Genomic DNA, 21,186 nt, shown 5'->3' on the forward strand with positions numbered 1-21,186 from the left:
ACCGTGGGGAGCAGTCCGGTGACGCGGAGTCGCGCGCCTGCGCTGCGGCGAGCCTTATCGACTGGAATGCCGGTTTACGCGGTGACTGCCGGTAAAGAGATCAGAGCCACTACGCCTCGGCGAAGACCTCGGCGACCACCCGACCGTCGGCCTGGGCGTCGTCGATGCGGTTCCAGGTGCCACCCCGCGCCGTCCACTCCAGGCCGCCGAAGCGCACCCGCTTCACGCCGTGGTCCTGGGCGTGGGAGACCAGCCAGTGCGCGTACCGCCAGCCCCGGCGCTCGTCGGCGGCCGGGACCGTCAGGCCCGTCAGGTCCGCCGCCGTGCTCGCGCCGGCCAGCCCCCAGTCCAGCGCCAGGCCGCGGGTCAGCGCGTTCGCCGCGGCCTCGCCGCGCATCGCCGGGTCGCGGCCCACCGTGCAGGCGACGGCGCCGGTGGCGTGCCCCACGAGGGCCCGGGTCAGCACCTCGGACTCGTCCGCCCATTTCTGGTACGCCTCGGGGAAGGCCGACCGCTGCACCTTCTGCGCCGCGTCGGTGACCCGCATCTGCTCCCAGCCGCGCACCTTCTTGAGCGCGGCGTAGAACTTGCGGGCCGCGTAGCGGGGGTCGCGGATCTGCTCCGGGGTGCCCCAACCCTGGCTCGGGCGCTGCTGGAACAGCCCGACCGAGTCGCGGTCGCCGCCGGTCAGGTTGCGCAGGCCGGACTCCTGGTAGGCGGTGGCCAGCGCGACGACGACGGCCCGCTCGGGCATCTTGCGCTGGATGCCGATGGCCGCGATCGTGGCCGCGTTGGCCATCTGGTCGGCGTCCAGGGTCACCCGGCCGTCCGCCTGCACCGTGCACGTCCGGCTGGCCAGGGGGAGACGCAGCTCTCCGCCCACCTGCCGGATGACGACCCAGATCCCGACCGCGGCGAGGACGACGAGGACGACGCCGCCCGCCACGACTGCGCGAGTACGCACCCACACCCCCTGATCGACAGTCCGCCAAGCGTACGTCCCCCGTGGCGCCTTCCGGGGCGTCCGACCGGTTCTCCGGGAGCATCGGGCGTGGCACCGGCCGCCCGGCGGGGCGCCGGGGCGGAGTCCGGACGTTCCCGTTTCCCGCCTGGCCTCACCCCGCCCCCGCCCGCCAGCCGTGACCCGCGCAGCCGCCCCGCCGCGTTGTGGCCCCGCGCCGCCCGCTGCCCGCCCTACCGGTCGTCGCGCGCCCTACCGGTCGTCGCCCGCCGTGGCGTCGCCGTCGGCCGGCACCCAGCGCGCCGGCCGCTTCTCCCGGAACGCCAGGACGCCCTCGCGTCCCTCCTCCGACAGGAAGTACCCCGTCGAGAGGGCGGACAGCTCGGCGATCTCCGCCCGCAGGTCCGTGGCGGGCGGTCGGCGCAGCAACTGCTTTGCCCCGGCCAGCGCGTTCGGTGCCCCCCGCACCAGAGAGTCGCAGTACCCCGCAACCGCCGCGTCCAGCCCGGCCGCCGGCACCGCGGCGGTGACCAGGCCGATCTCGGCGGCCCGCCGGCCGTCGAAGGTGTCGCCGGTCAGGTAGAGCTCGGCCGCCGCGCGGGGGTGCAGCCGGGGCAGCACGGTCGCGGAGATCACCGCCGGCACCACGCCGATCCGCACCTCGGTGAAGGCGAACGTGGCCTCCTGCGCGCACACCGCCAGGTCGGCCGCCGCGACGAGGCCGAGACCGCCGGCCCGGGCGGGGCCGGCCACCTTCGCCACCACCGGCTTCGGGCAGTCCCAGACCGCCGCGAGCACGTCGCCGAGCATCCCGGCCGGCACGGTCCCGCTGGCGTAGGCGGCGGCGGTCTCCTTCAGGTCCGCCCCCGAGCAGAAGACCGGGCCCGCGTGGTCGAGCACGATCACCCGTACGGCGTCGTCGGCGACCGCCTCGGCGAGGCCGGCCAGCAGCTGGGTCATCAGCGGCGTGGAGAGCGCGTTGCGGTTGTGCGGGCTGTCCAGGGTGAGCGTGGTCACGCCGCGGGCCGTGGCGGCCTGTACGAGCACGTCGGGAGAGGTCATGGAAGGGCACACTAGTGGCCATGCCCGGCGTCCTTCCAGAAGGCGAAACCGTCCCCGTCGACGGGTCGCTGCCCGCCACCGCCACCCGTGCCGTCGGCGCGCGCGGCTTCGGCGTGTACGTCCACGTGCCGTTCTGCGCCAGCCGCTGCGGCTACTGCGACTTCAACACGTACACCTCAGCCGAGCTGGGCGGCGGAGCCGACCGGGACGCGTACGCCGACACCGTGCTGGCCGAGCTGGCGCTCGCCCGCCGGGTGCTGGGCGACGCCCCACCGCCCCGGGTCGACACGGTCTTCGTCGGTGGCGGCACCCCGACCCTGCTCCCCGCCGACGACCTGGCGCGGATCCTCGACGGCATCGACCGCACCTGGGGGCTCGCGCCCGACGCCGAGGTGACCACCGAGGCCAACCCGGAGTCGGTCACGCCGGAGTCGCTGAAGGCGCTGCGGGCCGCCGGCTACACCCGGATCTCGCTGGGCATGCAGTCCGCCGCGCCGGGGGTGCTGGCGATCCTCGACCGTACGCACAGCGCCGGCCGGGCCGTCGCCGCCGCCCGGGAGGCGCGCGACGCCGGGTTCGACCACGTCAACCTCGACCTGATCTACGGCACGCCGGGGGAGAGCGAGGCCGACTTCGCCGCCTCCCTCGACCAGGTCGTCGCCGCCGGGGTGGACCACGTCAGCGCGTACGCCCTGATCGTGGAGGACGGCACCCGGCTGGCCGGCCGGATGCGGCGCGGCGAGCTGCCGTACCCCTCCGACGACGTCGCCGCGGACCGCTACCTCGCCGCGGAGGCCGCTCTCGGCGCGGCCGGTCTCTCCTGGTACGAGGTGTCCAACTGGGCCCGCGACGAGGCGGCCCGGTGCCGGCACAACCTGCTCTACTGGACGGGCGCCGACTGGTGGGGCCTCGGCCCGGGGGCGCACAGCCACGTCGGCGGCGTGCGCTGGTGGAACGTCAAGCACCCCACGACGTACGCGAAGCGGCTGGCCGGCGGCGGGTCGCCCGGCCTGGCCCGCGAGGTGCTCACCGCCGACGAGGCGCACATGGAGGACGTCATGCTCCGGCTGCGCCTCGCCTCGGGGCTGCCGCTGGACGCCCTCGACGACGCCGGCCGGGCGGGTGCCGCGCGGGCCCTTGACGCCGGGCTGCTGGCGGCCGACGAGCACGCGGCCGGCCGGGCCGTGCTGACCCTGCGGGGCAGGCTGCTCGCCGACGCGGTCGTGCGCGACCTGCTGCCCTGAACCGCGTGCCGGGGCCGGCCGGGGGAGCGGCCGGCCCGGGTCACTTGGTGAAGGCGTAGGTCATCGGGTAGCGGTAGAGCACGCCCTCGTTGGCCTTGACGCCGCCGATGATGCCGAAGATCAGCGGCACCAGCCAGACGAGCATCGGAACGAAGAACAGCACCCCGCAGGTGATCAGCGCGACCACCCAGCTCAGCACCCCGACGATCGCCCAGGTGAGCTGGAAGTTCAGCGCCGCGACGGCGTGCGCCCGGGCCGTCGGCGACTGCTGCCCCCGGACCATCAGCGCGATGAGCGGCGCCACCCAGCCGAGCAGGCCGCCGCCGACGATCACGCCGAGCGGGCCGCCGAAGTGGGCGATCAGGGCCCAGGTCTTGTCGTCGTTGTTGGCGTAGCCGCCCGTCGGCTGGCCGTAGCCGCCAGCGCCCGGGTAGCCGGCCCCGGGCGGGGGGAAGCCGCCGGGCGGGGGGTAATCGCCCGACGGCGGCTGGTCACCGGTGGGCGGCGGATAGCCACCGGGCGGGGGATAGCTTCCCGGGCCGGGGGCCCCGGACAGTGGTGCGGTGGGTTCGGCGAAGCCGGAGGGGCCGGGAAACCCGGACGGGGCGGTCGGGTCCGGCGGAAGGCCAGGATCCCCTGCTCCGGGAGGGCGAGGTGGTTCGGTCATGGAGGTCACGGTAGGGGCAGCCGGCAACTCGGCACCAGCCTGACGTCGTCGACATGTCCGAAAGACCGGGTTCCCGACCACTGGCGGCCGGACCCACGGTCGCTGATCGGACTGGTCGCCCCAGGTCGATCATCGCGCGGGCGGCCCCGCCGACGTAGACTGGCACTCGCTACAGTCGAGTGCCAGCAGCCCGCCCGGCCCCCGCCTGCGGGGGCCGACGAGCGACAGGAGGTGGGGAGGATGGGTCTCGACGACCGCAAGCTCGCCGTGCTGCGCGCGATCGTCGAGGACTACGTCGCCACGCAGGAGCCCGTCGGCAGCAGGGCGCTGGTCGAGCGACACCAGCTGGGCGTCTCGCCGGCGACCGTCCGCAACGACATGGCCGTGCTGGAGGAGGAGGGCTACATCCGCCAGCCGCACACCAGCGCCGGCCGGGTGCCCACCGACCGGGGCTACCGGCTCTTCGTGGACCGGCTGTCCCGGGTGAAGCCGCTCAGTCCGGCCGAGCGCCGGGCGATCGAGCGCTTCCTGGTTGGCGCCGTCGACCTCGACGACGTGGTGCACCGCACCGTCCGGCTGCTGGCGCAACTCACCCGGCAGGTCGCCGTCGTGCAGTACCCGAGCCTGGCCCGCTCCTCGGTGCGTCACCTGGAACTGGTGCCGATCTCCACCACCCGGCTGATGCTGGTCATGATCGCCGACACCGGCCGGGTCGAGCAGCGGCTGGTCGAGCTGCCCGCGCCGATCCCGCCCGACGACGTCACGGACCTGCGCCGGCTGGTCAACGAGAAGCTGGTCGGCACCCGGCTGTCGGAGACCCCGCCGCTGGTGCAGGCGCTGGTCGAGGAGTCGACGCCGCACCTGCGGCCGGCCATGACCACCCTCTCCAGCGTGCTGCTCGAGACGTTGATCGAGCGGCACGAGGAGCGGATCGCGCTGGCCGGCACGGCCAACCTGACCCGAGGCGGGCTGCTCGACTTCCAGGGCTCCCTGCGCCCCATCCTGGAGGCGCTGGAGGAGGAGGTCGTCATGCTCAAGCTCATCGGCGAGGCCGAGCCGAGCACGACCCGGGTGCTCATCGGTGACGAGAACGAGGTCGACAACCTGCGCGCCGCCTCGGTGGTCAGCACCGGCTACGGGCCGGGTACGACCAGCGTCGGCGGCCTCGGCGTGCTCGGGCCGACCCGGATGGACTACCCCGGCACCATCGCCACGGTGCGGGCCGTGGCACGCTACGTGGGCGAGCTGCTGGCCCAGAACTGACCAGTCAGGGCCGACGGCCGGCTCCGGCCGCCGACCGGCGCAACGCGAGACGAACATGAGGACACGGAACGCAGTGGCCAGGGACTACTACGGCATTCTCGGCGTGAGCCGGGAAGCCTCCGACGACGAGATCAAGCGCGCCTACCGCAAGTTGGCGCGACAGTTCCACCCGGACGTGAATCCGGATCCGGAGGCACAGGAGAAGTTCAAGGACATCAACGCCGCGTACGAGGTCCTCTCGGACGACCGGAAACGGCAGATCGTCGACCTGGGCGGCGACCCGCTCGCCCCCGGCGGCGGGGGCGCGGGCGGCCCCGGCGGCCCGGGCGGCGCGGGGCCGTTCGTCGGCTTCCAGGACATCATGGACGCGTTCTTCGGCGGCGCGGCCGGCGGCTCGCGTGGCCCCCGGCCCCGGACCCGGCCCGGCGCCGACGCGATCCTGCGGCTGGAACTGGACCTGCACGAGACCGCGTTCGGCGTCGAGGCACCGATCACCGTCGACACCGCCGTGCTCTGCACCACCTGCTCCGGCGCCGGCACGGCGGCCGGCACCCACCTGGCCACCTGCGAGGCGTGCGCCGGCCGGGGCGAGGTGCAGTCCGTGCAGCGCACCTTCCTCGGTCAGGTGGTCTCCGCCCGGCCGTGCACGGTCTGCCAGGGCTACGGCACCACCATCCCGCACCCGTGCCCGACCTGTGCCGGGGACGGCCGCGTCCGCACCCGGCGTTCGCTGACCGTCAAGATCCCGGCCGGTGTCGAGGACGGGATGCGCATCCGGCTCGCCCAGCAGGGCGAGGTCGGTCCCGGCGGCGGCACGGCCGGCGACCTCTACGTGGAGATCCACGAGCGGCCGCACGACGTCTACTCCCGCAAGGGCGACGACCTGCACTGCCGCGTCACCGTGCCGATGACGGCGGCGGCGCTCGGCACCCGGCTCACCATCAAGACGCTGGACAGCGAGGAGACGGTCGACGTCAAGGCCGGCACCCAGCCGGGCAGCACGCTGCGGCTGCGCGCCCGGGGTGTGCCGCACCTGCGCGGCACCGGCCGGGGCGACCTCTACGTCCACCTCGACGTGCGCACCCCCACCAAGCTCGACGCCGACCAGGAGCGGATGCTGCGCGACTTCGCCAAGACCCGGGGCGAAGAGGTGGCCGAGCTGACCAAGCAGGGCGGCTTCTTCTCCCGGATGCGCGACGCCTTCAACGGCCACGCCTGACGGAGTTCGGGTCGCCGCCCACAGTCGCGGCGGCCCGCCCGTTCACCGTGCCGGCCTGCCCGTTCACCGGGACGGCCCGCCCGCCTGTGCCAGCGCCCGCCTGCTCGCACCTGGCGGCTCGCCTGCCTGTCGGCCCCTCCCGGGCTCACCGCCCCGGCGCCCGCCGGGGCGGCTAGCCTGATCGTCGTGTCCGCGCCGCTGTTCCTGGTCGACCCGCTGCCCACCGACGACCGGCTGACCCTCGACGGTCCCGAGGGGCACCACGCCGCCACCGTGCAACGGCTGCGCGTCGGCGAGCGGCTGCTGCTCGCCGACGGCCGGGGCGGCACGGCCGCCGCGGTGGTCACCGCCGTCGGCCGGGGCACCCTCGATGTCGAGATCACCTCGCGGGGGTACGTCGACGCGTCCGTCCCGCGCCTGGTGGTGGTGCAGGGCATCGCCAAGGGCGACCGGGGCGAGCTGGCCGTGCAGGCGATGACCGAGGTCGGCGTGGACGAGATCGTGCCCTGGGCGGCCGCCCGTTCGGTGACCCAGTGGCGCGGCGACCGGGGCGTACGGGCGCGGGAGAAGTGGGCGGCGACCGCCCGGGAGGCGGCCAAGCAGGCCCGCCGTGCCTGGCTGCCCGTGGTCGCCGGGACGCCGGACGAGTCGACGACCCGGGTGGCCCGCCGCATCTCGGGCGCCGCCGCCGCGTTCGTGCTGCACGAGGAGGCGCAGGAGCGGCTGACGAGCGTCGAGCTGCCCACCGCCGGGGAGATCGTGCTGGTCGTCGGCCCGGAGGGCGGCATCGCCGACGCGGAGCTGGACGCGTTCCGCGCCGCCGGCGCCCGCCCGGTCCGCCTGGGCCCCTCGGTGCTACGCACCTCCACCGCCGGCGTGGCGGCCCTAACGGTCCTCGCCACCCGCCTGAACCACTGGTAGCCCCCGCGCCGCCCGCCCCGTCCGCGCGCCTCCGTCCGGGCTGCCCGCGCCCCCTGTCAGCGGGCCTCGCGCCGCCGCCCGCCGCGTCGATCATGCAGTTCTGGTGGGCAGGAAACCCCTTTTCGGCCCTTTTGTCGGGCACCACAACTGCATGATCGCGGGGGACAGGGCAGGGAAGGCCGGCGGGGGTGGGGTGGGGTGAGGGCTGTCAGCTGCGGAGGTAGGAGGCGCCGTTGAGGTCGACGATGGTGCCGGAGGCCCACTCCGCCTGCGGGGAGGCGAGCCAGTGCACGGCGGCGGCGATCTCCTCTGGGCGGGCCACCCGGTTGAACGGGCTCTGCGCCCGGATCGCGGCACCCCGTTCTCCGCTCAGGTGTTCGGTCGTCATGTCGGTCTCCACGAAGCCCGGCGCGACCGTCGCGATCGTGATGCCGTACGGGGCGAGGGCCACCGCGAGCGACTGCCCCAGCGCGTTCAGCCCCGCCTTGCTCGCCCCGTACGCCGGCTGCTCCGGCTCGCCCCGGAAGGCTCCCCGGGAGGAGACGTTGACGATCCGCCCGCCCCGCGCGCGCATGTGCTGCGCGGCGCACCAGATGACGTTGCCGGCGCCGGTCAGGTTGGTCTCCAGCACCTGCCGCCACTGCGCGCGCCACTGCTCGTAGGAGGCGCCGAAGACCGGGTGCGGGGCGTCCCGTTCGCCGTACACGCCGGCGTTGTTGACCAGCACGTCCAGCCCGCCGAGCAGGTCGGCCGCCTCGTCCACCATGGCCCGTACGGCCTCCGGGTCGGTCAGGTCGGCGCGGACCACCACGTGTCCCTCACCGGGCAGTTCGGCGCGCAGCCCCTCGGCCAGTTCCGCGGAGTCCCGGTGGTGGATCGCCACCCGGTCGCCGCCGGCCGCGAACGCGGTCGCCACCGCCCGCCCGATGCCGCGCGAGGCCCCCGTCACCAGTACCGCCCGTGAAGTCACGCCGGCCATCATGCCTGGCCGGCCCCCGCCCCGTGCGCCGGCCCCCGCCCCGTGGTCGGCCCCCGCCTCGTGCGCCGGCCCTCGCCTCGTGCGCCGGCCCCCGCCTCGTGCGCCGGCCTGTCCGCCGCGTGCCGGCCCCCGCCCCGGCCCGAGCCCGGCCTGTCTGGCGTGCGCCGGTTCCGCGCGGGCGCGCCGGCCTGTCCGTCGTCAGCAAGGAACCGCCCTCCGCCGGAGGCGTCGACAGGGGGCCCTTCCTTACACTGCCCCGATGGGAACCGACTGCCTCTTCTGCCGCATCGTCGCCGGGGAGATCCCGGCCACGATCGTCCGGGAAACCGCCACCACGCTCGCCTTCCGCGACATCGACCCGAAGGCGCCCGTGCACGTCCTGGTCATCCCGAAGGAGCACTACGCCGACGTGGCGACGCTCGGCCAGGGCGATCCGGGGCTGGCCGGGGAGGTGCTCGCCACCGCCGCCGCCGTGGCCGAGGACGAGGGGCTGCTCGGTGACGGCTTCCGGCTGATGTTCAACACCGGCGCGTACGGCGGCCAGGAGGTCTTCCACGCGCACGCGCACGTGCTCGGCGGGGCGCCGCTGGGCCCGATGCTGGCCCGGAACCTCGCGTGACGGTGGTCGCCGACCGGCTGTCGCGGATGGTCCGTACGGTCCAGGCACAGGCCCGGGTGCCGGCGGTCTCGGCGGCCCTGCACCGGGCGGACCGGCCGCTCTGGACGTGCGCCGTCGGCGGCACCGGCAACGACACCGAGCTGGGACCGGGCACCCGCTTCCGGATCGGCTCGGTCACGAAGACGTTCACGGCCGTGTTGACGCTCCAGTGCCGTGATGACGGCCTGCTCGACCTCGACGACCCGCTGGGCCGGCACCTGGACCTGCCGGCCCACGGCGAACTGACGGTGCGCCGGCTGCTGTCGCACACCGCCGGCCTGCAACGGGAACCGTACGGCGACATCTGGGACACCCTGCGCGCGCCGGACGTCGACGGGCTGGTCGCCGACCTGGCCCGGGCCGAGCGGGTGCTGCCCCCGGGCCGCCGCTACCACTACTCGAACCTGGGCATGGCGCTGCTCGGCCGGCTCGTCGGGCACCTGCGGGGCGGCACCTGGGCGGAGGTGCTCGGCGAGCGGGTGCTCACCCCGCTGGGGCTGGCCGCGACCTCGGCGGTGCCCGGGCCGCACGCCGCGACGGGCTTCCTGGTGGACGCCTACTCCAACGAGGCGCGCCCCGAGCCGCCGACCGACTTCGGGGCGGTCGGCCCGGCGGCGCAGCTCTGGAGCACTGCCTCCGACATGGCCCGCTGGGCGGCCTTCCTCGCCGACCCGGCGGCGCTGGACCCGGCCGGTGCCGTACTCGCCCCGGCGACGCTCGACGAGATGCGCTGGCCGGCGACGGTCACCGACGAGACGCTCTGGGCCGGAGGGTTCGGGCTGGGGCTGATCCTGGTGCCGCAGGGTGAGCGGATCATGCATGTCGGCCACGACGGCGCGATGCCCGGCTTCCTGGCCGGCGTCTACGGCCGGCGGGGCGGGGAGGGCACCCCCGGCGCGATGGGGGTCGCGGTGCTCGGCTCCTCCGGCACCGCCGGCGAGGTCCTCGAACTGCCGCACCGGCTGCTGGCCGCCGCCGTCGAGCACGACCCGGCCGACATCACGCCGTGGCGGCCGGGCCCGCCCGCCCCCGAGGGCGTACGCGGGCTGCTCGGCCGCTGGTGGGGGGAGGGCTTCGAGTACGTCTTCTCCTGGCACGACGGCGAGCTGCGGGCGCGGGGCGCCGACGATCCGGCGGGCCGGCCGCCCTCGGTGTTCGTCCCGCTGCCGGAGCGGCCGGACGTGTTCCGTACCGTCTCCGGCCGGGAGGCCGGCGAACTGCTCCGGCTGACCCGGGACGAGCAGGGCACGGTGGTACGGATGCACTGGGCGACCTACCGGTTCACCCGCCACCAGGAGACCTTCGAGCGGTACGACTTCCGATCCGGCGCCTGACGCTGAAATGGGCAGGGTGCCACCGCTTTTGGAAAGATAAGATGGCAGTAACGTCAGCGCGCCGCGCCAGCAGGCCGGTGCCGAGATCGAGAGCAGGTGGCGCAGGGCCCCTCGGCCCGACCTATGACCGGCACCCCACCTCCTGGCCAGCCCGGCGTGCAGACCAGGATCACCGTCCCGGATTCCAAGATCATGGTCAACCTGCTCGGCGCGGGTGACGAGATCCTGCGGCTGGTCGAGCGCTCCGTGAACAGCGACGTGCACGTCCGGGGCAACGAGATCACCATCACCGGCGCCCCCGCCGACAACGCCCTCGCCGAGCGGATCTTCAGCGAGCTGCTCGAACTCATCGAGAAAGGCGAGACCCTGACCACTGACGCCGTCCGGCGTACCGTCGGCATGCTCGAGCAGGGCGGCGCCGAGCGACCCGCCGAGGTCCTGACGCTCAACATCCTCTCGCGGCGCGGTCGCACCATCCGTCCCAAGACGTTGGGGCAGAAGCGCTACGTCGACGCGATCGACGCGCACACGATCGTCTTCGGCATCGGCCCCGCCGGCACCGGCAAGACCTACCTGGCCATGGCGAAGGCCGTCCAGGCGTTGCAGGCCAAGCAGGTCAACCGGATCATCCTGACCCGGCCGGCGGTCGAGGCGGGGGAGCGGCTGGGTTTCCTGCCCGGCACGCTCAACGAGAAGATCGACCCCTACCTGCGCCCGCTCTACGACGCGCTGCACGACATGCTCGACCCCGACACCATCCCCAAGCTGATGGCGGCGGGCACGATCGAGGTCGCGCCGCTGGCATACATGCGGGGCAGGACCTTGAACGACGCGTTCATCATCCTCGACGAGGCGCAGAACACGACGCCCGAGCAGATGAAGATGTTCCTCACCCGGCTCGGCTTCGGTTCCAAGATCGTGGTCACCGGTGACGTCACCCAGGTCGACCTTCCCGGCGGCACGACCAGTGGCCTGCGGGTGGTCCGGGAGATCCTGGCGAACGTCGAGGACGTGCACTTCGCCCAGCTCTCCAGCTCCGACGTGGTCCGCCACCGGCTGGTCGGGGAGATCGTCGACGCCTACGCCCGCTGGGACGAGCGGGAGAACCAGCAGGCGCAGAGCGTGCACGCCGTGCCGGGGCGCTCCGCCCAGGGCGGCCGGGCCGGCCGGCGCCGCTAAGACCGAGGGAAGACAGTTGTCCATCGAGATCGCCAACGAGTCGGGTGTCGAGGTCGACACCGACGCCGTGCTCGCCGTCGCCCGGCACGCCCTCGACGAGATGGGGGTCAACCCCCTCGCCGAGTTGTCCGTGCTGCTGGTCGACATCGACTACATGACCGAGCTCAACCACCGGTGGATGGGCGGCGACGGCCCGACCGACGTGCTCGCCTTCCCCATGGACGAGGGCAGCGTCGACCACGGGCCCGGCGAGACGTCCACCGCTGGCGGCGAGCCCGCGCTGCTCGGCGACATCGTGCTCTGCCCGGAGGTGGCGGCCAAGCAGGCGGCCACCGCCGGCCACACCTCCGCCGACGAGCTGCACCTGCTCACCGTGCACGGCGTGCTGCACCTGCTCGGCTACGACCACGCCGAGCCGGAGGAGGAGCGGGAGATGTTCGCCCTCCAGGCCCGGCTGCTGGCCAGCTGGCGGTCGACGCGGTCCCGGTGATGACCACCCCGACACTGGCGGCCGGCGCGACCGGCCTGCCCGACCTGCAACTGCTGGTCTTCGCCGCCGGCCTCGTGGTGCTGGCCGGCCTGATCGCCATGACCGAGGCGGCGCTCGCCGCGGTCTCGCCCGCCCGCGCCGCCGAGCTGGCCCGCGACGGCGCGCGGGGCGCGCGCACGCTCCAGGCCGTCGCCGGGGACGTGGTCCGCCACCTCAACCTGCTCCTGCTGCTGCGGCTGCTCGCCGAGCTGACCGCCACCACCCTGGTGGCGCTGGTCGCGGTGGACACCTTCGGCGCGGGCTGGCGTGCGGCGCTGGTCACCGCCGGCGCGATGACCGTGATCAGCTTCGTGGTGGTCGGCGTCGGCCCCCGGACCATCGGCCGGCAGCACGCGTACGTGGTTGGGCGTTCGGTCGCCCCGCTGGTGCGCTGGCTGGGCCGGGCGCTCAATCCGCTCGCCTCGCTGCTGATCCTGATCGGCAACGCGGTCACGCCGGGCCGGGGCTTCCGGGAGGGGCCGTTCGCCACCCAGGTGGAGCTGCGCGAGCTGGTCGACCTGGCCGAGCAGCGCGGTGTCGTGGAGCACGGCGAGCGGCAGATGATCCATTCGGTCTTCGCGCTCGGCGACACCATCGCGCGCGAGGTGATGGTGCCGCGTACCGAGATGGTGTGGATCGAGGAGCGCAAGACGCTCTCCCAGGCGCTGGCGCTTTTCCTGCGCTCCGGCTTCTCGCGGATCCCGGTCATCGGCGAGAGCGTCGACGACGTGCTCGGCGTGCTCTACCTCAAGGACCTGATCCGGCGTACGCAGGGCGGCGCGGCGGAGGACCGGCAGCTTCCGGTCGCGGAGCTGATGCGCCCCGCGACCTTCGTGCCCGAGTCGAAGCCGGTCGACGACCTGCTCTCGGAGATGCAGGCCGCCCGCAACCACCTGGTCATCGTCGTCGACGAGTACGGCGGCACCGGCGGGCTGGTCACCATCGAGGACATCCTGGAGGAGATCGTCGGGGAGATCACCGACGAGTACGATGTCGAGCGCCCGCCGGTCGAGCACCTCGACGACGGGGCGGTGCGGGTCACCGCGCGGCTTCCGGTGGAGGACCTGGGCGAGTTGTTCGACACCGAGCTCCCCACCGACGAGGTGGAGACCGTCGGCGGCCTGCTCGCCCAGTCCCTGGGCCGGGTCCCGATCCCCGGGGCGCAGGTCGAGGTCGCCGGGCTCCGACTGATCGCCGAGGGGACCACCGGCCGACGCAACCGGATCGACACCGTGCTGGTGAGCCGGGCGGAGTCGACCGACACACACAACGGCCCGGGCCGTGGCGAGTCCGCCGAACCCCGGGACGACACGAACCGATCCGAGGAGAGGCAACCCGCCGATGCCTGAGTCACCCGCCGTACCGGCCGCCCGGCCCACCCCGTCCGACCCGGTCGAGCTGAGCGCCGAGGACGGCAAGCTGGTCGTCCTGGCGCGGGGCGCGCGTGGCCGGGTGGGCGCCGTGGAGGGCGCGGCGGTCCGCGACCAGGACGGCCGGACGTACGCCGCGGCCAGCGTCTCGCTGCCCTCGCTGACGATCACCGCGCTCCAGCTCGCGGTGGCCTCGGCGGTGGCGGCCGGCGCGACCCGGCTGGAGGCGGCCGTGGTGGTCACCGAGGCGTCGACGCTGGACGGCGCCGGGCACGCGGCGGTACGCGACCTCGCCGCGGACGCGCCGGTCCACGTAGCCGCCCCGGACGGGACCGTCCTGGGCACGGTGGTCGAGTGAGCGGGCGGGGCCTCGTGGCACCTCGGGCCACGTGGAGCGGGGCGGCGGCGTGAGTGATCTCCAGCCGCGTCCCTACCGGGCCGGGTTCGCCTGTTTCGTCGGCCGGCCGAACGCCGGCAAGTCGACGCTGACCAACGCGATCGTCGGGCAGAAGATCGCCATCACCTCGAACAAGCCGCAGACGACCCGGCACATCATCCGGGCCGTCCTGCACCGCCCGGAGTCCCAGCTCGTGCTGGTCGACACCCCTGGCCTGCACCGGCCCCGCACCCTGCTCGGCGAGCGCCTCAACGACCTGGTCCGGCAGACCTGGAGCGAGGTCGACGTGATCGGCCTCTGCATCCCGGCGGACGAGCCGATCGGGCGGGGCGACCGGTTCATCACCGGCGAGCTGGCCGAGCTGAAGGCCACCGTCCTGGCGGTGGTCACGAAGACCGACCTGGTGGACCGCAAGCGGCTGGCCGAGCAACTGCTCGCGGTCAGCGAGCTGGGCGAGTTCGCCGAGGTGGTGCCGGTCAGTGCCGTCTCCGGGCACCAGGTGGACACGCTGGTCGACGTGATGACCGGTTACCTGCCCGAGTCGCCGCAGCTCTATCCGGACGACATGCTCACCGACGACCCGGAGCAGGTGCTGGTCGCCGAGCTGATCCGGGAGGCCGCCCTGGAGGGTGTCCGCGACGAGCTGCCGCACTCCATCGCGGTGGTCGTCGAGGAGATGGTCCCCGAGGGGCAGCTCATGAGGATCTACGCCGATGTCTACGTCGAGCGGCCGAGCCAGAAGGCGATCGTGATCGGCCACCGGGCCAGCCGGCTCAAGCACGTCGGCACCACGGCCCGCCGGCAGATCGAGGAGCTGCTCGGCACCCGGGTCTACCTCGACCTGCACGTGCGGGTGGCGAAGGACTGGCAGCGGGACCCGAAACAGCTGCGCAAGCTGGGGTTCTGACGCCGGCGCCGGGGCTGACGGGTCCCGGCGCCGGTGTCCGTCCGGCGCGTGGCCGCCCCCTTTGACCCGTCGCATGCCGCCTGATCGGTAACGGTCAGGAATATGGGAGATGTCACCTTCTGGCGGGTTCCCTTTTGTTTGCCGTACGCGGCCCGGAGGGTAGGGGTAGGACAGCACCCCCGTATCCCCGGACATAGATGCAGGCTGATGCGAAACCGATACCTGGACCTGCTCCGCTTCCTGGCCATCGTTCGAGTCGTCGTCTACCACGTCACCGGTTGGGCAACGCTGACCCTCGTCTTCCCGGCGATGTCGGTGATGTTCGCGCTCGCCGGTTCGCTGATGGCGGCCTCGCTGCACAGATGGGGGCCGGGTGCGGTCGTACGCCGGTTACGGCGCCTGCTGCCGTCGCTCTGGGTGCTCGCCGCCGTGTTCGTGCCCGCCATGCTGCTCACCGGGTTGCCGTTGACCCCCAAGGTGCTGCTCTGGCTCTTCCCCATCGCCGATCCGCCGGCCAACGGCTGGGGGGCGATCGCGCTCAGCGTGATCTGGTACCTGCGTGACTACCTCTGGTTCGTGCTCGCCTCGCCGGTGGCCCTCTGGCTGTTCCGGCGCGCCCCGGTGCCCACCCTGATCGCCCCGTACGCGCTGCTCGTGGCGGCCGAACTGGGCCTGCTCCCGGCGCTGCCGGTGGCCCTGCACCAGTTCGGGCTCTACTTCGGGGCCTGGCTGCTCGGCTTCGCCCACCAGGCCGGCATGCTGCGCCGCATGGCCAACCGGGTGCTGGTGCCGGTCGTGCTGGCCCTCGCCGCCGCCGGCGCCGCCTGGATCTTCACCCACCCCGGGCCGCGCGGGTACGACCTGAACGACAACCCCCTCGGCAACGCCCTCTGGTCGGCGGCCTTCGTCCTCGTGCTGCTCGGTCGGGGGCCGGCCAGCGCGGCCTGGGTCGACCGCAACGCCGCGTTCAGCCGCGTGGTGACCGTGTTCAACCGGCGGGCGCTCACCGTCTACCTGTGGCACATGCCCTTCGTGGTGGTGCTCACGCCGTTGGTCGACGTGGTGGGCTGGTCGCACCAGGACCCGGTCGGCCTGGCGATCCGGGTGGTGCTGGTCTTCGCGCTGGTCGCGGCGGTGACCGCCATGGTCGGCTGGGTGGAGGACGTGGCGGCCCACAGGCCGCCGGAACTGCTCCCCGGCCGCGCCCGCCCCGCCCCCGACCGTGCCCGCGCCCGCGCCCGCCCCGCCCCTGTCCGCGCGGGCGACACCGGCAGCGGCGACGCCCCGGTCACCGGGCGGGCGCCCGTGCCGTCGCCCCGGTCCGCCCGGGAACCGGAGACCGTCGAGATCAACGCTGGGTGACCGTGATGTCGCCGCTGCCGGTGGAGAGGTCGAGCAGCAGCGCGGCGGACGGGTCGTCGGTGACGCCCAGTTCGGCGTCACCGCCGTCGGTGCTGGAGCGCACCCGGTAGCGGCCCGTCGGCACGACCAGCTCGACGCTCCCGCTGGAGGCGTGCACCCGCGCCGAGGCGGGCGTCGTGAGGTCGATGGTGATGTCTCCGGAGCCCGTCTCCGCGTCCACCCCACCGTCGAGGCGGTGCCCCGTGATGTCGCCGGACGAGGTGCGTAGCGTGGCCGCGGCCGAGAGTTCGTTGACCTCGACGTTGCCGGAACCGGTCTCCGCGCGTACGGGGCCGCCGGCGCCGGACACCTGGACGTTGCCCGAGCCGGTCTCGGCGCGTACGGGGCCGGTCGAGGAGGTCACCCGGATGTTGCCCGAGCCGAGCCGCATCTCGACCGGGCCCACCCTGCTCAGGTCGACGTCACCGGAGCCCGTCTCGCCCTTCACGCTCACCCCGTCCGGGGCGGTGACCTCGTAGGAGACGCTGCACCGGGAGCCGCAGTCGGTGTCGAGCACCAGCTCGGTGCCCTTGATCTCGTACGTCGCGTCGGGCTGGCCGCCCTGGTAGCGCACGACCCGCTTGATCCGCACCTCGTCCTGCGCGCCGGTGGCGCGGACGGTCACGTCGCCGGTCCCCGGCAGCACCCGGATGCTGCTGATCCGGACCGCCTCGGTGTTGTCGTAGTCGAGCCGGCGGAAGGACAGGTTGTCGCACCCGGCGGAGACGATCAGGGCGGTGGCCGCGGCGATCGCTGCGGCGGTGCGGTGCAGAGCCATGGGGAGCACGCTACGAGGCGTGCCGCGCCGCGCGCATCGGGGTTCGCCGCGCCGACACCCCGAGCTGACCCTGATTCCGCACCCCGAGAGAGAATGGTCCGATGGCCGGGTACCGCCGACAGCTCTACCGCGACGACGCGGTGGTCCTGCGCGTGCAGAAGCTCGGCGAGTCCGACCGGATCATCACCCTGCTCACCCGCCGGCACGGCCGGCTGCGCGCGGTGGCCCGGGGGATCCGCCGCACCAGCAGCAAGTTCGGCGCCCGGCTGGAGCCGTTCGGTCACGTCGACCTCCAGCTGGCCGGCGACCCGAAGGGCAACCACGGCAGCTCGCTGCACACCGTCAGCCAGGTCGAGGGCATCGACCTCTACGGCAAGCGGTTCCTCGGCGACTACTCCCGCTACACGGCCGCCAGCGCGATCGCCGAGACCGCCGAACGGCTCACCCCCGTCGAACGGGAGCCGTCGCTGCGGCTGTTCCAGCTCACCCTGGGCGCGCTGCGGGCGCTCGCCGAGGGCAGCCACGCCACGACCCTGGTGCTCGACGCGTACCTGCTGCGGGGCATGGCGCTCGCCGGCTGGGCGCCGGCGCTGACCGCCTGCGCCGTCTGCGGCACGCCGGGCCGGCACCGGGCGTTCTCCGTACCGGCCGGGGGCGCGGTCTGCCCGGACTGCCGGCCGCCCGGCGCGGCCCATCCCGCCCCGGCCACCGTCGACCTGATGTCCGCGCTGACCACCGGCGACTGGCGGGTCGCCGACGCCACCGAGGCAGGCGTACGCCGGGAGTGCAGCGGGCTGGTCGCGGCGCACCTGCAGTGGCACCTGGAGCGCGCGCTACGCTCGCTGCCGCTGGTCGACCGGGGCGCCCCGGCGGCCGGTCCGGTCCCGCCGCCGCCCGGCGTCGGCTCCGGTGCAGACGGTGTGAACAGGGGGAACTGAGTGATCCGATCGTTGAGGGCCGGGCGTCGTGAGCCGGTGCCGCCGACACCGCACCCGTCGGGCGCCCGACCGCCGGCGCTGCCCGCCGACGCGGTGCCCAAGCACGTCGCCGTGGTCATGGACGGCAACGGCCGGTGGGCCAAGGATCGCGGGCTGCCCCGCACCAAGGGCCACGAGGCGGGGGAGTTCTCCCTCTTCGACACGGTCGAGGGGGCCATCGAGATGGGCATCCCCTACCTCTCGGCGTACGCCTTCTCCACGGAGAACTGGCGGCGCTCGCCGGAGGAGGTCCGGTTCCTGATGGGCTTCAACCGCGACGTCATCCGCCGCCGCCGCGACCAGCTGGTCGACCTGGGGGTGCGGGTGGTCTGGTCCGGTCGGGCCGGGCGGCTGTGGAAGAGCGTCATCTCCGAGTTGCAGACGGCCGAGGAGATGTCCCGGGACAACTCGACGCTGACCCTCCAGTTCTGCGTCAACTACGGCGGCCAGGCCGAGATCGCCGACGCCGCCGCCGCGATCGCCCGCGACGTCGCGGCGGGCCGGCTGGACCCGGAGAAGGTCAACGAGAAGACCGTCGCGAAGTACCTTTACCACCCGGAGATCCCGGAGGTGGACCTGTTCCTGCGCCCGTCCGGCGAGGAACGGATCTCGAACTTCCTGCTCTGGCAGACCGCGTACGCCGAGCTGATCTTCCTGGACACGCTCTGGCCCGACTTCGACCGCCGCCACCTCTGGTACGCCTGCGAGCTGTACGCGCAGCGCGACCGGCGCTTCGGCGGCGCGTTGCCCAACCCCGTCGCCCCGCCGGTCTGAGGCTTACCGCTCGCCGGTACGGGGTACCACGGTGACCAGCAGCCACCGACGGAGGTGAACCCACATGATCCAGAAGCGTATTGCCCAGTGGGCGATGATGGCCGTCGCCGTGCCGTTGGCGGCGGCGGGCGCGCGCCGGCTCAGCCACACGCTGGAGGCCCGTCGTGGCCCGTCCGGCATGAGCCGCCTGCTCACCAAGGGCGCCGACATGCTCCGCCCCCAGAAGGCCAAGCGCCGCCGCTTCTTCTAAGCCTGCCACCCACCCCACCCCGACCCGGCCCCGCCCTGCGCGGCCGATCATGCAGTTGTGGTGCCCCGCGAAAGCCCCGTATCGGGCCTTCCGCCCACCAGAAGTGCATGATCGACCGCTGGGCGGGCGGGAGGGTGGGGTGGGTCAGGTCTTGGTTTCGGTGCGGTCGGTGGGCCACTCGGTGTGGAAGGTGCCCTCGCGGTCCACGCGCTGGTAGGTGTGCGCGCCGAAGTTGTCCCGTAGTCCCTGGATCAGGGCGGCGGGGAGCCGCTGGGCGCGCAGCGCGTCGAAGTACGCCAGCGACGAGGCGAACGCCGGAGCCGGCACCCCGGCCCGGGCCGCCTCGGCCACCACCCGCCGCCAGCTCGGCACGCCGTCGTTGACGGTGTCGGCGAACCACGGCGCCACCAGCAGCGTCGGCAGGTCGGGCCGCTCGTCGTACGCCTGCCGGATGCGGTCGAGGAAGCGGGCCCGGATGATGCAGCCGCCCCGCCAGATCGTCGCGGTGCCGCCCAGGTCGATCCCCCAGTCGTACTCCCGCGAGCCGGCCCGGATGTGGTCGAAGCCCTGCGCGTACGCGACGATCTTCGAGGCGAGCAGCGCCCGGCGGACGTCCTCGACGAAGGCGTCGGAGTCCTCCACCCGCCAGGTCGTGCCCGCGTCCGGGAACGCCCGGCGGGCCGCCTCGCGCTGGTCGGCGTGCCCGGACAGCGAGCGGGCGAAGGTCGCCTCGGCGATGCCGGTGATGGGGATGCCCAGGTCCAGCGCGCTCTGCACCGTCCAGCGGCCGGTGCCCTTCTGCTCGGCACGGTCCAGTACGACGTCCACGAACGGCCGTCCGGTGGCCGCGTCGGTGTGCGCCAGCACGTCCGCGGTGATCTCGATCAGGAAGGACTCCAGCTCGCCGGAATTCCACCCGCGGAAGATCTCCGCGAGCTGTGCCGGCTGCGCGTCCAGCCCGGCCCGCAGCAGGTCGTACGCCTCGGCGATGAGCTGCATGTCGGCGTACTCGATGCCGTTGTGCACCATCTTGACGAAGTGCCCGGCGCCGTCCGGCCCGATGTGCCGGCAGCACGGCACCCCGTCCACCTGGGCGGCGATCCGCTCGAAGATCGGCCCGAGCGTGCGGTACGACTCCGCGGACCCGCCCGGCATGATGCTGGGGCCGCGCAGGGCGCCCTCCTCGCCACCGGAGACGCCGGTGCCGACGAAGTGCAGGCCGTGGGCGCGCAGCGCCTCCTCCCGCCGGCGGGTGTCGGCGAAGTGCGCGTTGCCGCAGTCCACGACGATGTCGCCGGCGTCGAGCAGCGGGACCAGCTCGTCGACCACGGCGTCGGTGGAACGGCCCGCCTTGACCATCACGATGACCGCCCGGGGCCGCTCCAGCGACGCGACGAAGTCGGCCATCGACTCGGCGGGCAGGAAGGTCCCCTCGTCGCCGTGCTCCGCGACGAGGCTGCGGGTGCGCTCCGGCGAGCGGTTGTGCACCGCCACGACGAAGCCGTTGCGGGCCAGGTTGCGGGCCAGGTTCCGGCCCATCACCGCCAGTCCCGTCACGCCGATCCGCGCCGCCGCCCGCCCGGCCATCCGCCCGCCTTCCACCGTCGACACCCGCCGCTGCGACCGTATCGCGGGCGCGACGGCCCGGAGGCCGTCTCGGGCAGCCCGCTGACCGTGCCGCTAATTCGGGTGCGCGGTGCCGGCCGGGCGGCTAGCGTGTGGGCATGCGTAACTGACGCCCCACCTCCGAGCCGACCCGCCGCATCGCCGCGGGTCCGCGTGCTCCCGGGCGTCCGCATTCCGCACCTGCCGTCGAGACGGTGGTGTCTTCCGTGGTCGGTCCCGGGCAGCAGTCCGTCCCGCCCCGACCGTCGCGTGACGGTCGCCTAACGAGTCGGGCCCCGCTCACCGGACGTCGCTCCGGTACGGGAGGTCCCGCAGACCGAGGAGGCACCGGATGCCCGCCAGGCGTAACCCGAAGAAGTCCCGTACCACCGTCGCCACGCCGTCCGTCGCGGACCTGAAGCCCGCCAACCTCGACGAGGTGGCGGTCGCGCCGGTCGTGCCGGTGCTGCCAGTCGACCGGCCGGCGCCGCCGAAGGCAGGTCCGCCGGTCTCCGGCGCCGGCCGTGCCGGCGCGCTGCGCGGCCAGAAGGCCGGGCAGACCCGCCGGTACGCCTTCCGGCGCAGCTGACGGTGCCGGTCCGGGCGGAGTCGTCGTCACCGGCGGCTCCGCCCGGCCCGTCGGCGGATCGGACGGGCGACGGCTCCCCGGTTCGTGCCTCGCGACCCGACCCGTCCGCAATTCGCCCGCCG

The 21,186-nt window shown here is 74.0% G+C and carries 22 protein-coding genes; 16 read left to right on the forward strand and 6 right to left on the reverse strand.

Features of this window, described 5'->3' with window-relative positions; translation table 11 throughout:
• Positions 1–109 precede the first annotated feature (109 nt).
• Positions 110–970 carry a hypothetical protein gene (locus tag ACGFIG_RS10890; RefSeq protein WP_393001516.1) on the reverse strand — a complete coding sequence of 287 codons (861 nt, stop codon included), beginning with the start codon at positions 968–970 and terminating at the stop codon, positions 110–112.
• A 243-nt stretch (positions 971–1,213) separates the two neighbouring features.
• Positions 1,214–2,023 (reverse strand): enoyl-CoA hydratase-related protein, encoded by an 810-nt coding sequence (locus tag ACGFIG_RS10895; RefSeq protein WP_393001518.1) that lies wholly within the window; start codon positions 2,021–2,023, stop codon positions 1,214–1,216.
• Between the two features lie 20 nt (positions 2,024–2,043).
• Here ACGFIG_RS10895 and hemW point away from each other — a divergent pair, with 20 nt between their 5' ends.
• Positions 2,044–3,267, forward strand: coding sequence for a radical SAM family heme chaperone HemW (gene hemW / locus ACGFIG_RS10900; protein WP_393001520.1), 1,224 nt, complete (start codon positions 2,044–2,046; stop codon positions 3,265–3,267).
• Positions 3,268–3,307: 40 nt separating this feature from the next.
• Here the strand turns inward: hemW and ACGFIG_RS10905 are convergent, their stop codons facing one another.
• Positions 3,308–3,934, reverse strand: a complete 627-nt coding sequence (locus ACGFIG_RS10905) for a DUF4870 domain-containing protein (protein WP_393001522.1) — start codon at positions 3,932–3,934, stop codon at positions 3,308–3,310.
• A 240-nt stretch (positions 3,935–4,174) separates the two neighbouring features.
• On the opposite strand from ACGFIG_RS10905, the gene hrcA reads away from it, so the two are divergent.
• From hrcA to ACGFIG_RS10920, 3 genes are all read left to right on the forward strand, one after another.
• The gene (gene hrcA, locus ACGFIG_RS10910; protein WP_393001524.1) at positions 4,175–5,197 is read left to right on the forward strand and encodes a heat-inducible transcriptional repressor HrcA; all 1,023 of its coding nucleotides are present in this window, start codon (positions 4,175–4,177) and stop codon (positions 5,195–5,197) included.
• A 73-nt stretch (positions 5,198–5,270) separates the two neighbouring features.
• Positions 5,271–6,416, forward strand: coding sequence for a molecular chaperone DnaJ (dnaJ, locus tag ACGFIG_RS10915; RefSeq protein ID WP_393002861.1), 1,146 nt, complete (start codon positions 5,271–5,273; stop codon positions 6,414–6,416).
• A 186-nt stretch (positions 6,417–6,602) separates the two neighbouring features.
• Positions 6,603–7,337: a 16S rRNA (uracil(1498)-N(3))-methyltransferase gene (locus ACGFIG_RS10920; protein WP_393001526.1), complete on the forward strand. Its 735-nt coding sequence runs from the start codon at positions 6,603–6,605 to the stop codon at positions 7,335–7,337.
• A gap of 208 nt (positions 7,338–7,545) precedes the next feature.
• Here the strand turns inward: ACGFIG_RS10920 and ACGFIG_RS10925 are convergent, their stop codons facing one another.
• Entirely contained in the window at positions 7,546–8,307 is a 762-nt protein-coding gene (locus ACGFIG_RS10925) for an SDR family NAD(P)-dependent oxidoreductase (RefSeq protein WP_393001528.1), read from the reverse strand.
• A 268-nt stretch (positions 8,308–8,575) separates the two neighbouring features.
• Between ACGFIG_RS10925 and ACGFIG_RS10930 the strand changes: the two genes are divergently transcribed.
• The 8 genes from ACGFIG_RS10930 to ACGFIG_RS10965 all read left to right on the forward strand — a co-directional run bounded on the left by ACGFIG_RS10930 (position 8,576) and on the right by ACGFIG_RS10965 (position 16,052).
• Positions 8,576–8,935 carry a histidine triad nucleotide-binding protein gene (locus tag ACGFIG_RS10930; protein WP_393001530.1) on the forward strand — a complete coding sequence of 120 codons (360 nt, stop codon included), beginning with the start codon at positions 8,576–8,578 and terminating at the stop codon, positions 8,933–8,935.
• Positions 8,932–10,308, forward strand: a complete 1,377-nt coding sequence (locus ACGFIG_RS10935) for a serine hydrolase domain-containing protein (RefSeq protein ID WP_393001532.1) — start codon at positions 8,932–8,934, stop codon at positions 10,306–10,308. The genes ACGFIG_RS10930 and ACGFIG_RS10935 overlap by 4 nt, the downstream gene beginning before the upstream one ends.
• Positions 10,309–10,431: 123 nt before the next feature.
• Positions 10,432–11,487: a PhoH family protein gene (locus ACGFIG_RS10940; RefSeq protein WP_393001534.1), complete on the forward strand. Its 1,056-nt coding sequence runs from the start codon at positions 10,432–10,434 to the stop codon at positions 11,485–11,487.
• A 16-nt stretch (positions 11,488–11,503) separates the two neighbouring features.
• Positions 11,504–11,977, forward strand: a complete 474-nt coding sequence (ybeY, locus tag ACGFIG_RS10945; RefSeq protein WP_393001536.1) for an rRNA maturation RNase YbeY — start codon at positions 11,504–11,506, stop codon at positions 11,975–11,977.
• Positions 11,953–13,365, forward strand: coding sequence for a hemolysin family protein (locus ACGFIG_RS10950; RefSeq protein WP_393002863.1), 1,413 nt, complete (start codon positions 11,953–11,955; stop codon positions 13,363–13,365). The genes ybeY and ACGFIG_RS10950 overlap by 25 nt, the downstream gene beginning before the upstream one ends.
• Complete coding sequence (locus tag ACGFIG_RS10955; protein WP_393001537.1) at positions 13,358–13,744, forward strand: cytidine deaminase; 387 nt, start codon at positions 13,358–13,360, stop codon at positions 13,742–13,744. Before ACGFIG_RS10950 ends, ACGFIG_RS10955 begins: the two co-directional genes overlap by 8 nt.
• A gap of 49 nt (positions 13,745–13,793) precedes the next feature.
• Complete coding sequence (era, locus tag ACGFIG_RS10960; RefSeq protein ID WP_393001539.1) at positions 13,794–14,690, forward strand: GTPase Era; 897 nt, start codon at positions 13,794–13,796, stop codon at positions 14,688–14,690.
• Between the two features lie 207 nt (positions 14,691–14,897).
• On the forward strand, positions 14,898–16,052 hold the full coding sequence (locus ACGFIG_RS10965) for an acyltransferase (protein WP_393001541.1): 1,155 nt from the start codon (positions 14,898–14,900) through the stop codon (positions 16,050–16,052).
• On the opposite strand, the gene ACGFIG_RS10970 is transcribed toward ACGFIG_RS10965, so the two are convergent.
• Positions 16,039–16,869: a DUF4097 domain-containing protein gene (locus ACGFIG_RS10970; RefSeq protein WP_393001543.1), complete on the reverse strand. Its 831-nt coding sequence runs from the start codon at positions 16,867–16,869 to the stop codon at positions 16,039–16,041. The genes ACGFIG_RS10965 and ACGFIG_RS10970 overlap by 14 nt on opposite strands.
• A gap of 101 nt (positions 16,870–16,970) precedes the next feature.
• Between ACGFIG_RS10970 and recO the strand changes: the two genes are divergently transcribed.
• The 3 genes from recO to ACGFIG_RS10985 all read left to right on the forward strand — a co-directional run bounded on the left by recO (position 16,971) and on the right by ACGFIG_RS10985 (position 18,870).
• Positions 16,971–17,807 carry a DNA repair protein RecO gene (gene recO, locus ACGFIG_RS10975; RefSeq protein WP_393001545.1) on the forward strand — a complete coding sequence of 279 codons (837 nt, stop codon included), beginning with the start codon at positions 16,971–16,973 and terminating at the stop codon, positions 17,805–17,807.
• Between the two features lie 36 nt (positions 17,808–17,843).
• A complete protein-coding gene (locus tag ACGFIG_RS10980; protein ID WP_393002865.1) occupies positions 17,844–18,620 on the forward strand; it encodes an isoprenyl transferase in 777 nt (258 codons plus the stop codon).
• 64 nt (positions 18,621–18,684) lie between these two features.
• On the forward strand, positions 18,685–18,870 hold the full coding sequence (locus ACGFIG_RS10985; RefSeq protein WP_088998900.1) for a hypothetical protein: 186 nt from the start codon (positions 18,685–18,687) through the stop codon (positions 18,868–18,870).
• Positions 18,871–19,014: 144 nt separating this feature from the next.
• Here the strand turns inward: ACGFIG_RS10985 and gndA are convergent, their stop codons facing one another.
• Positions 19,015–20,457, reverse strand: coding sequence for an NADP-dependent phosphogluconate dehydrogenase (gndA, locus tag ACGFIG_RS10990; protein ID WP_393002867.1), 1,443 nt, complete (start codon positions 20,455–20,457; stop codon positions 19,015–19,017).
• Positions 20,458–20,827: 370 nt separating this feature from the next.
• Here gndA and ACGFIG_RS10995 point away from each other — a divergent pair, with 370 nt between their 5' ends.
• A complete protein-coding gene (locus tag ACGFIG_RS10995) occupies positions 20,828–21,064 on the forward strand; it encodes a hypothetical protein (RefSeq protein WP_393001547.1) in 237 nt (78 codons plus the stop codon).
• Positions 21,065–21,186 lie beyond the last annotated feature (122 nt).

It is taken from the genome of Micromonospora sp. NPDC049048 (assembly GCF_043197615.1).
Taxonomy (GTDB): Bacteria; Actinomycetota; Actinomycetes; order Mycobacteriales; family Micromonosporaceae; genus Micromonospora.

Bases quoted from the DNA above. Each gene is read 5' to 3' on its own strand.
- ACGFIG_RS10895 (WP_393001518.1), bottom strand. From the start codon at position 2,023: ATGACCTCTCCCGACGTGCTCGTACAGGCCGCCACGGCCCGCGGCGTG.
- hemW (WP_393001520.1), top strand. From the start codon at position 2,044: ATGCCCGGCGTCCTTCCAGAAGGCGAAACCGTCCCCGTCGACGGGTCG.
- ACGFIG_RS10905 (WP_393001522.1), bottom strand. From the start codon at position 3,934: ATGACCGAACCACCTCGCCCTCCCGGAGCAGGGGATCCTGGCCTTCCG.
- hrcA (WP_393001524.1), top strand. From the start codon at position 4,175: ATGGGTCTCGACGACCGCAAGCTCGCCGTGCTGCGCGCGATCGTCGAG.
- ACGFIG_RS10930 (WP_393001530.1), top strand. From the start codon at position 8,576: ATGGGAACCGACTGCCTCTTCTGCCGCATCGTCGCCGGGGAGATCCCG.
- ACGFIG_RS10940 (WP_393001534.1), top strand. From the start codon at position 10,432: ATGACCGGCACCCCACCTCCTGGCCAGCCCGGCGTGCAGACCAGGATC.
- ACGFIG_RS10955 (WP_393001537.1), top strand. From the start codon at position 13,358: ATGCCTGAGTCACCCGCCGTACCGGCCGCCCGGCCCACCCCGTCCGAC.
- ACGFIG_RS10965 (WP_393001541.1), top strand. From the start codon at position 14,898: ATGCGAAACCGATACCTGGACCTGCTCCGCTTCCTGGCCATCGTTCGA.
- ACGFIG_RS10970 (WP_393001543.1), bottom strand. From the start codon at position 16,869: ATGGCTCTGCACCGCACCGCCGCAGCGATCGCCGCGGCCACCGCCCTG.
- recO (WP_393001545.1), top strand. From the start codon at position 16,971: ATGGCCGGGTACCGCCGACAGCTCTACCGCGACGACGCGGTGGTCCTG.
- ACGFIG_RS10985 (WP_088998900.1), top strand. From the start codon at position 18,685: ATGATCCAGAAGCGTATTGCCCAGTGGGCGATGATGGCCGTCGCCGTG.
- gndA (WP_393002867.1), bottom strand. From the start codon at position 20,457: ATGGCCGGGCGGGCGGCGGCGCGGATCGGCGTGACGGGACTGGCGGTG.
- ACGFIG_RS10995 (WP_393001547.1), top strand. From the start codon at position 20,828: ATGCCCGCCAGGCGTAACCCGAAGAAGTCCCGTACCACCGTCGCCACG.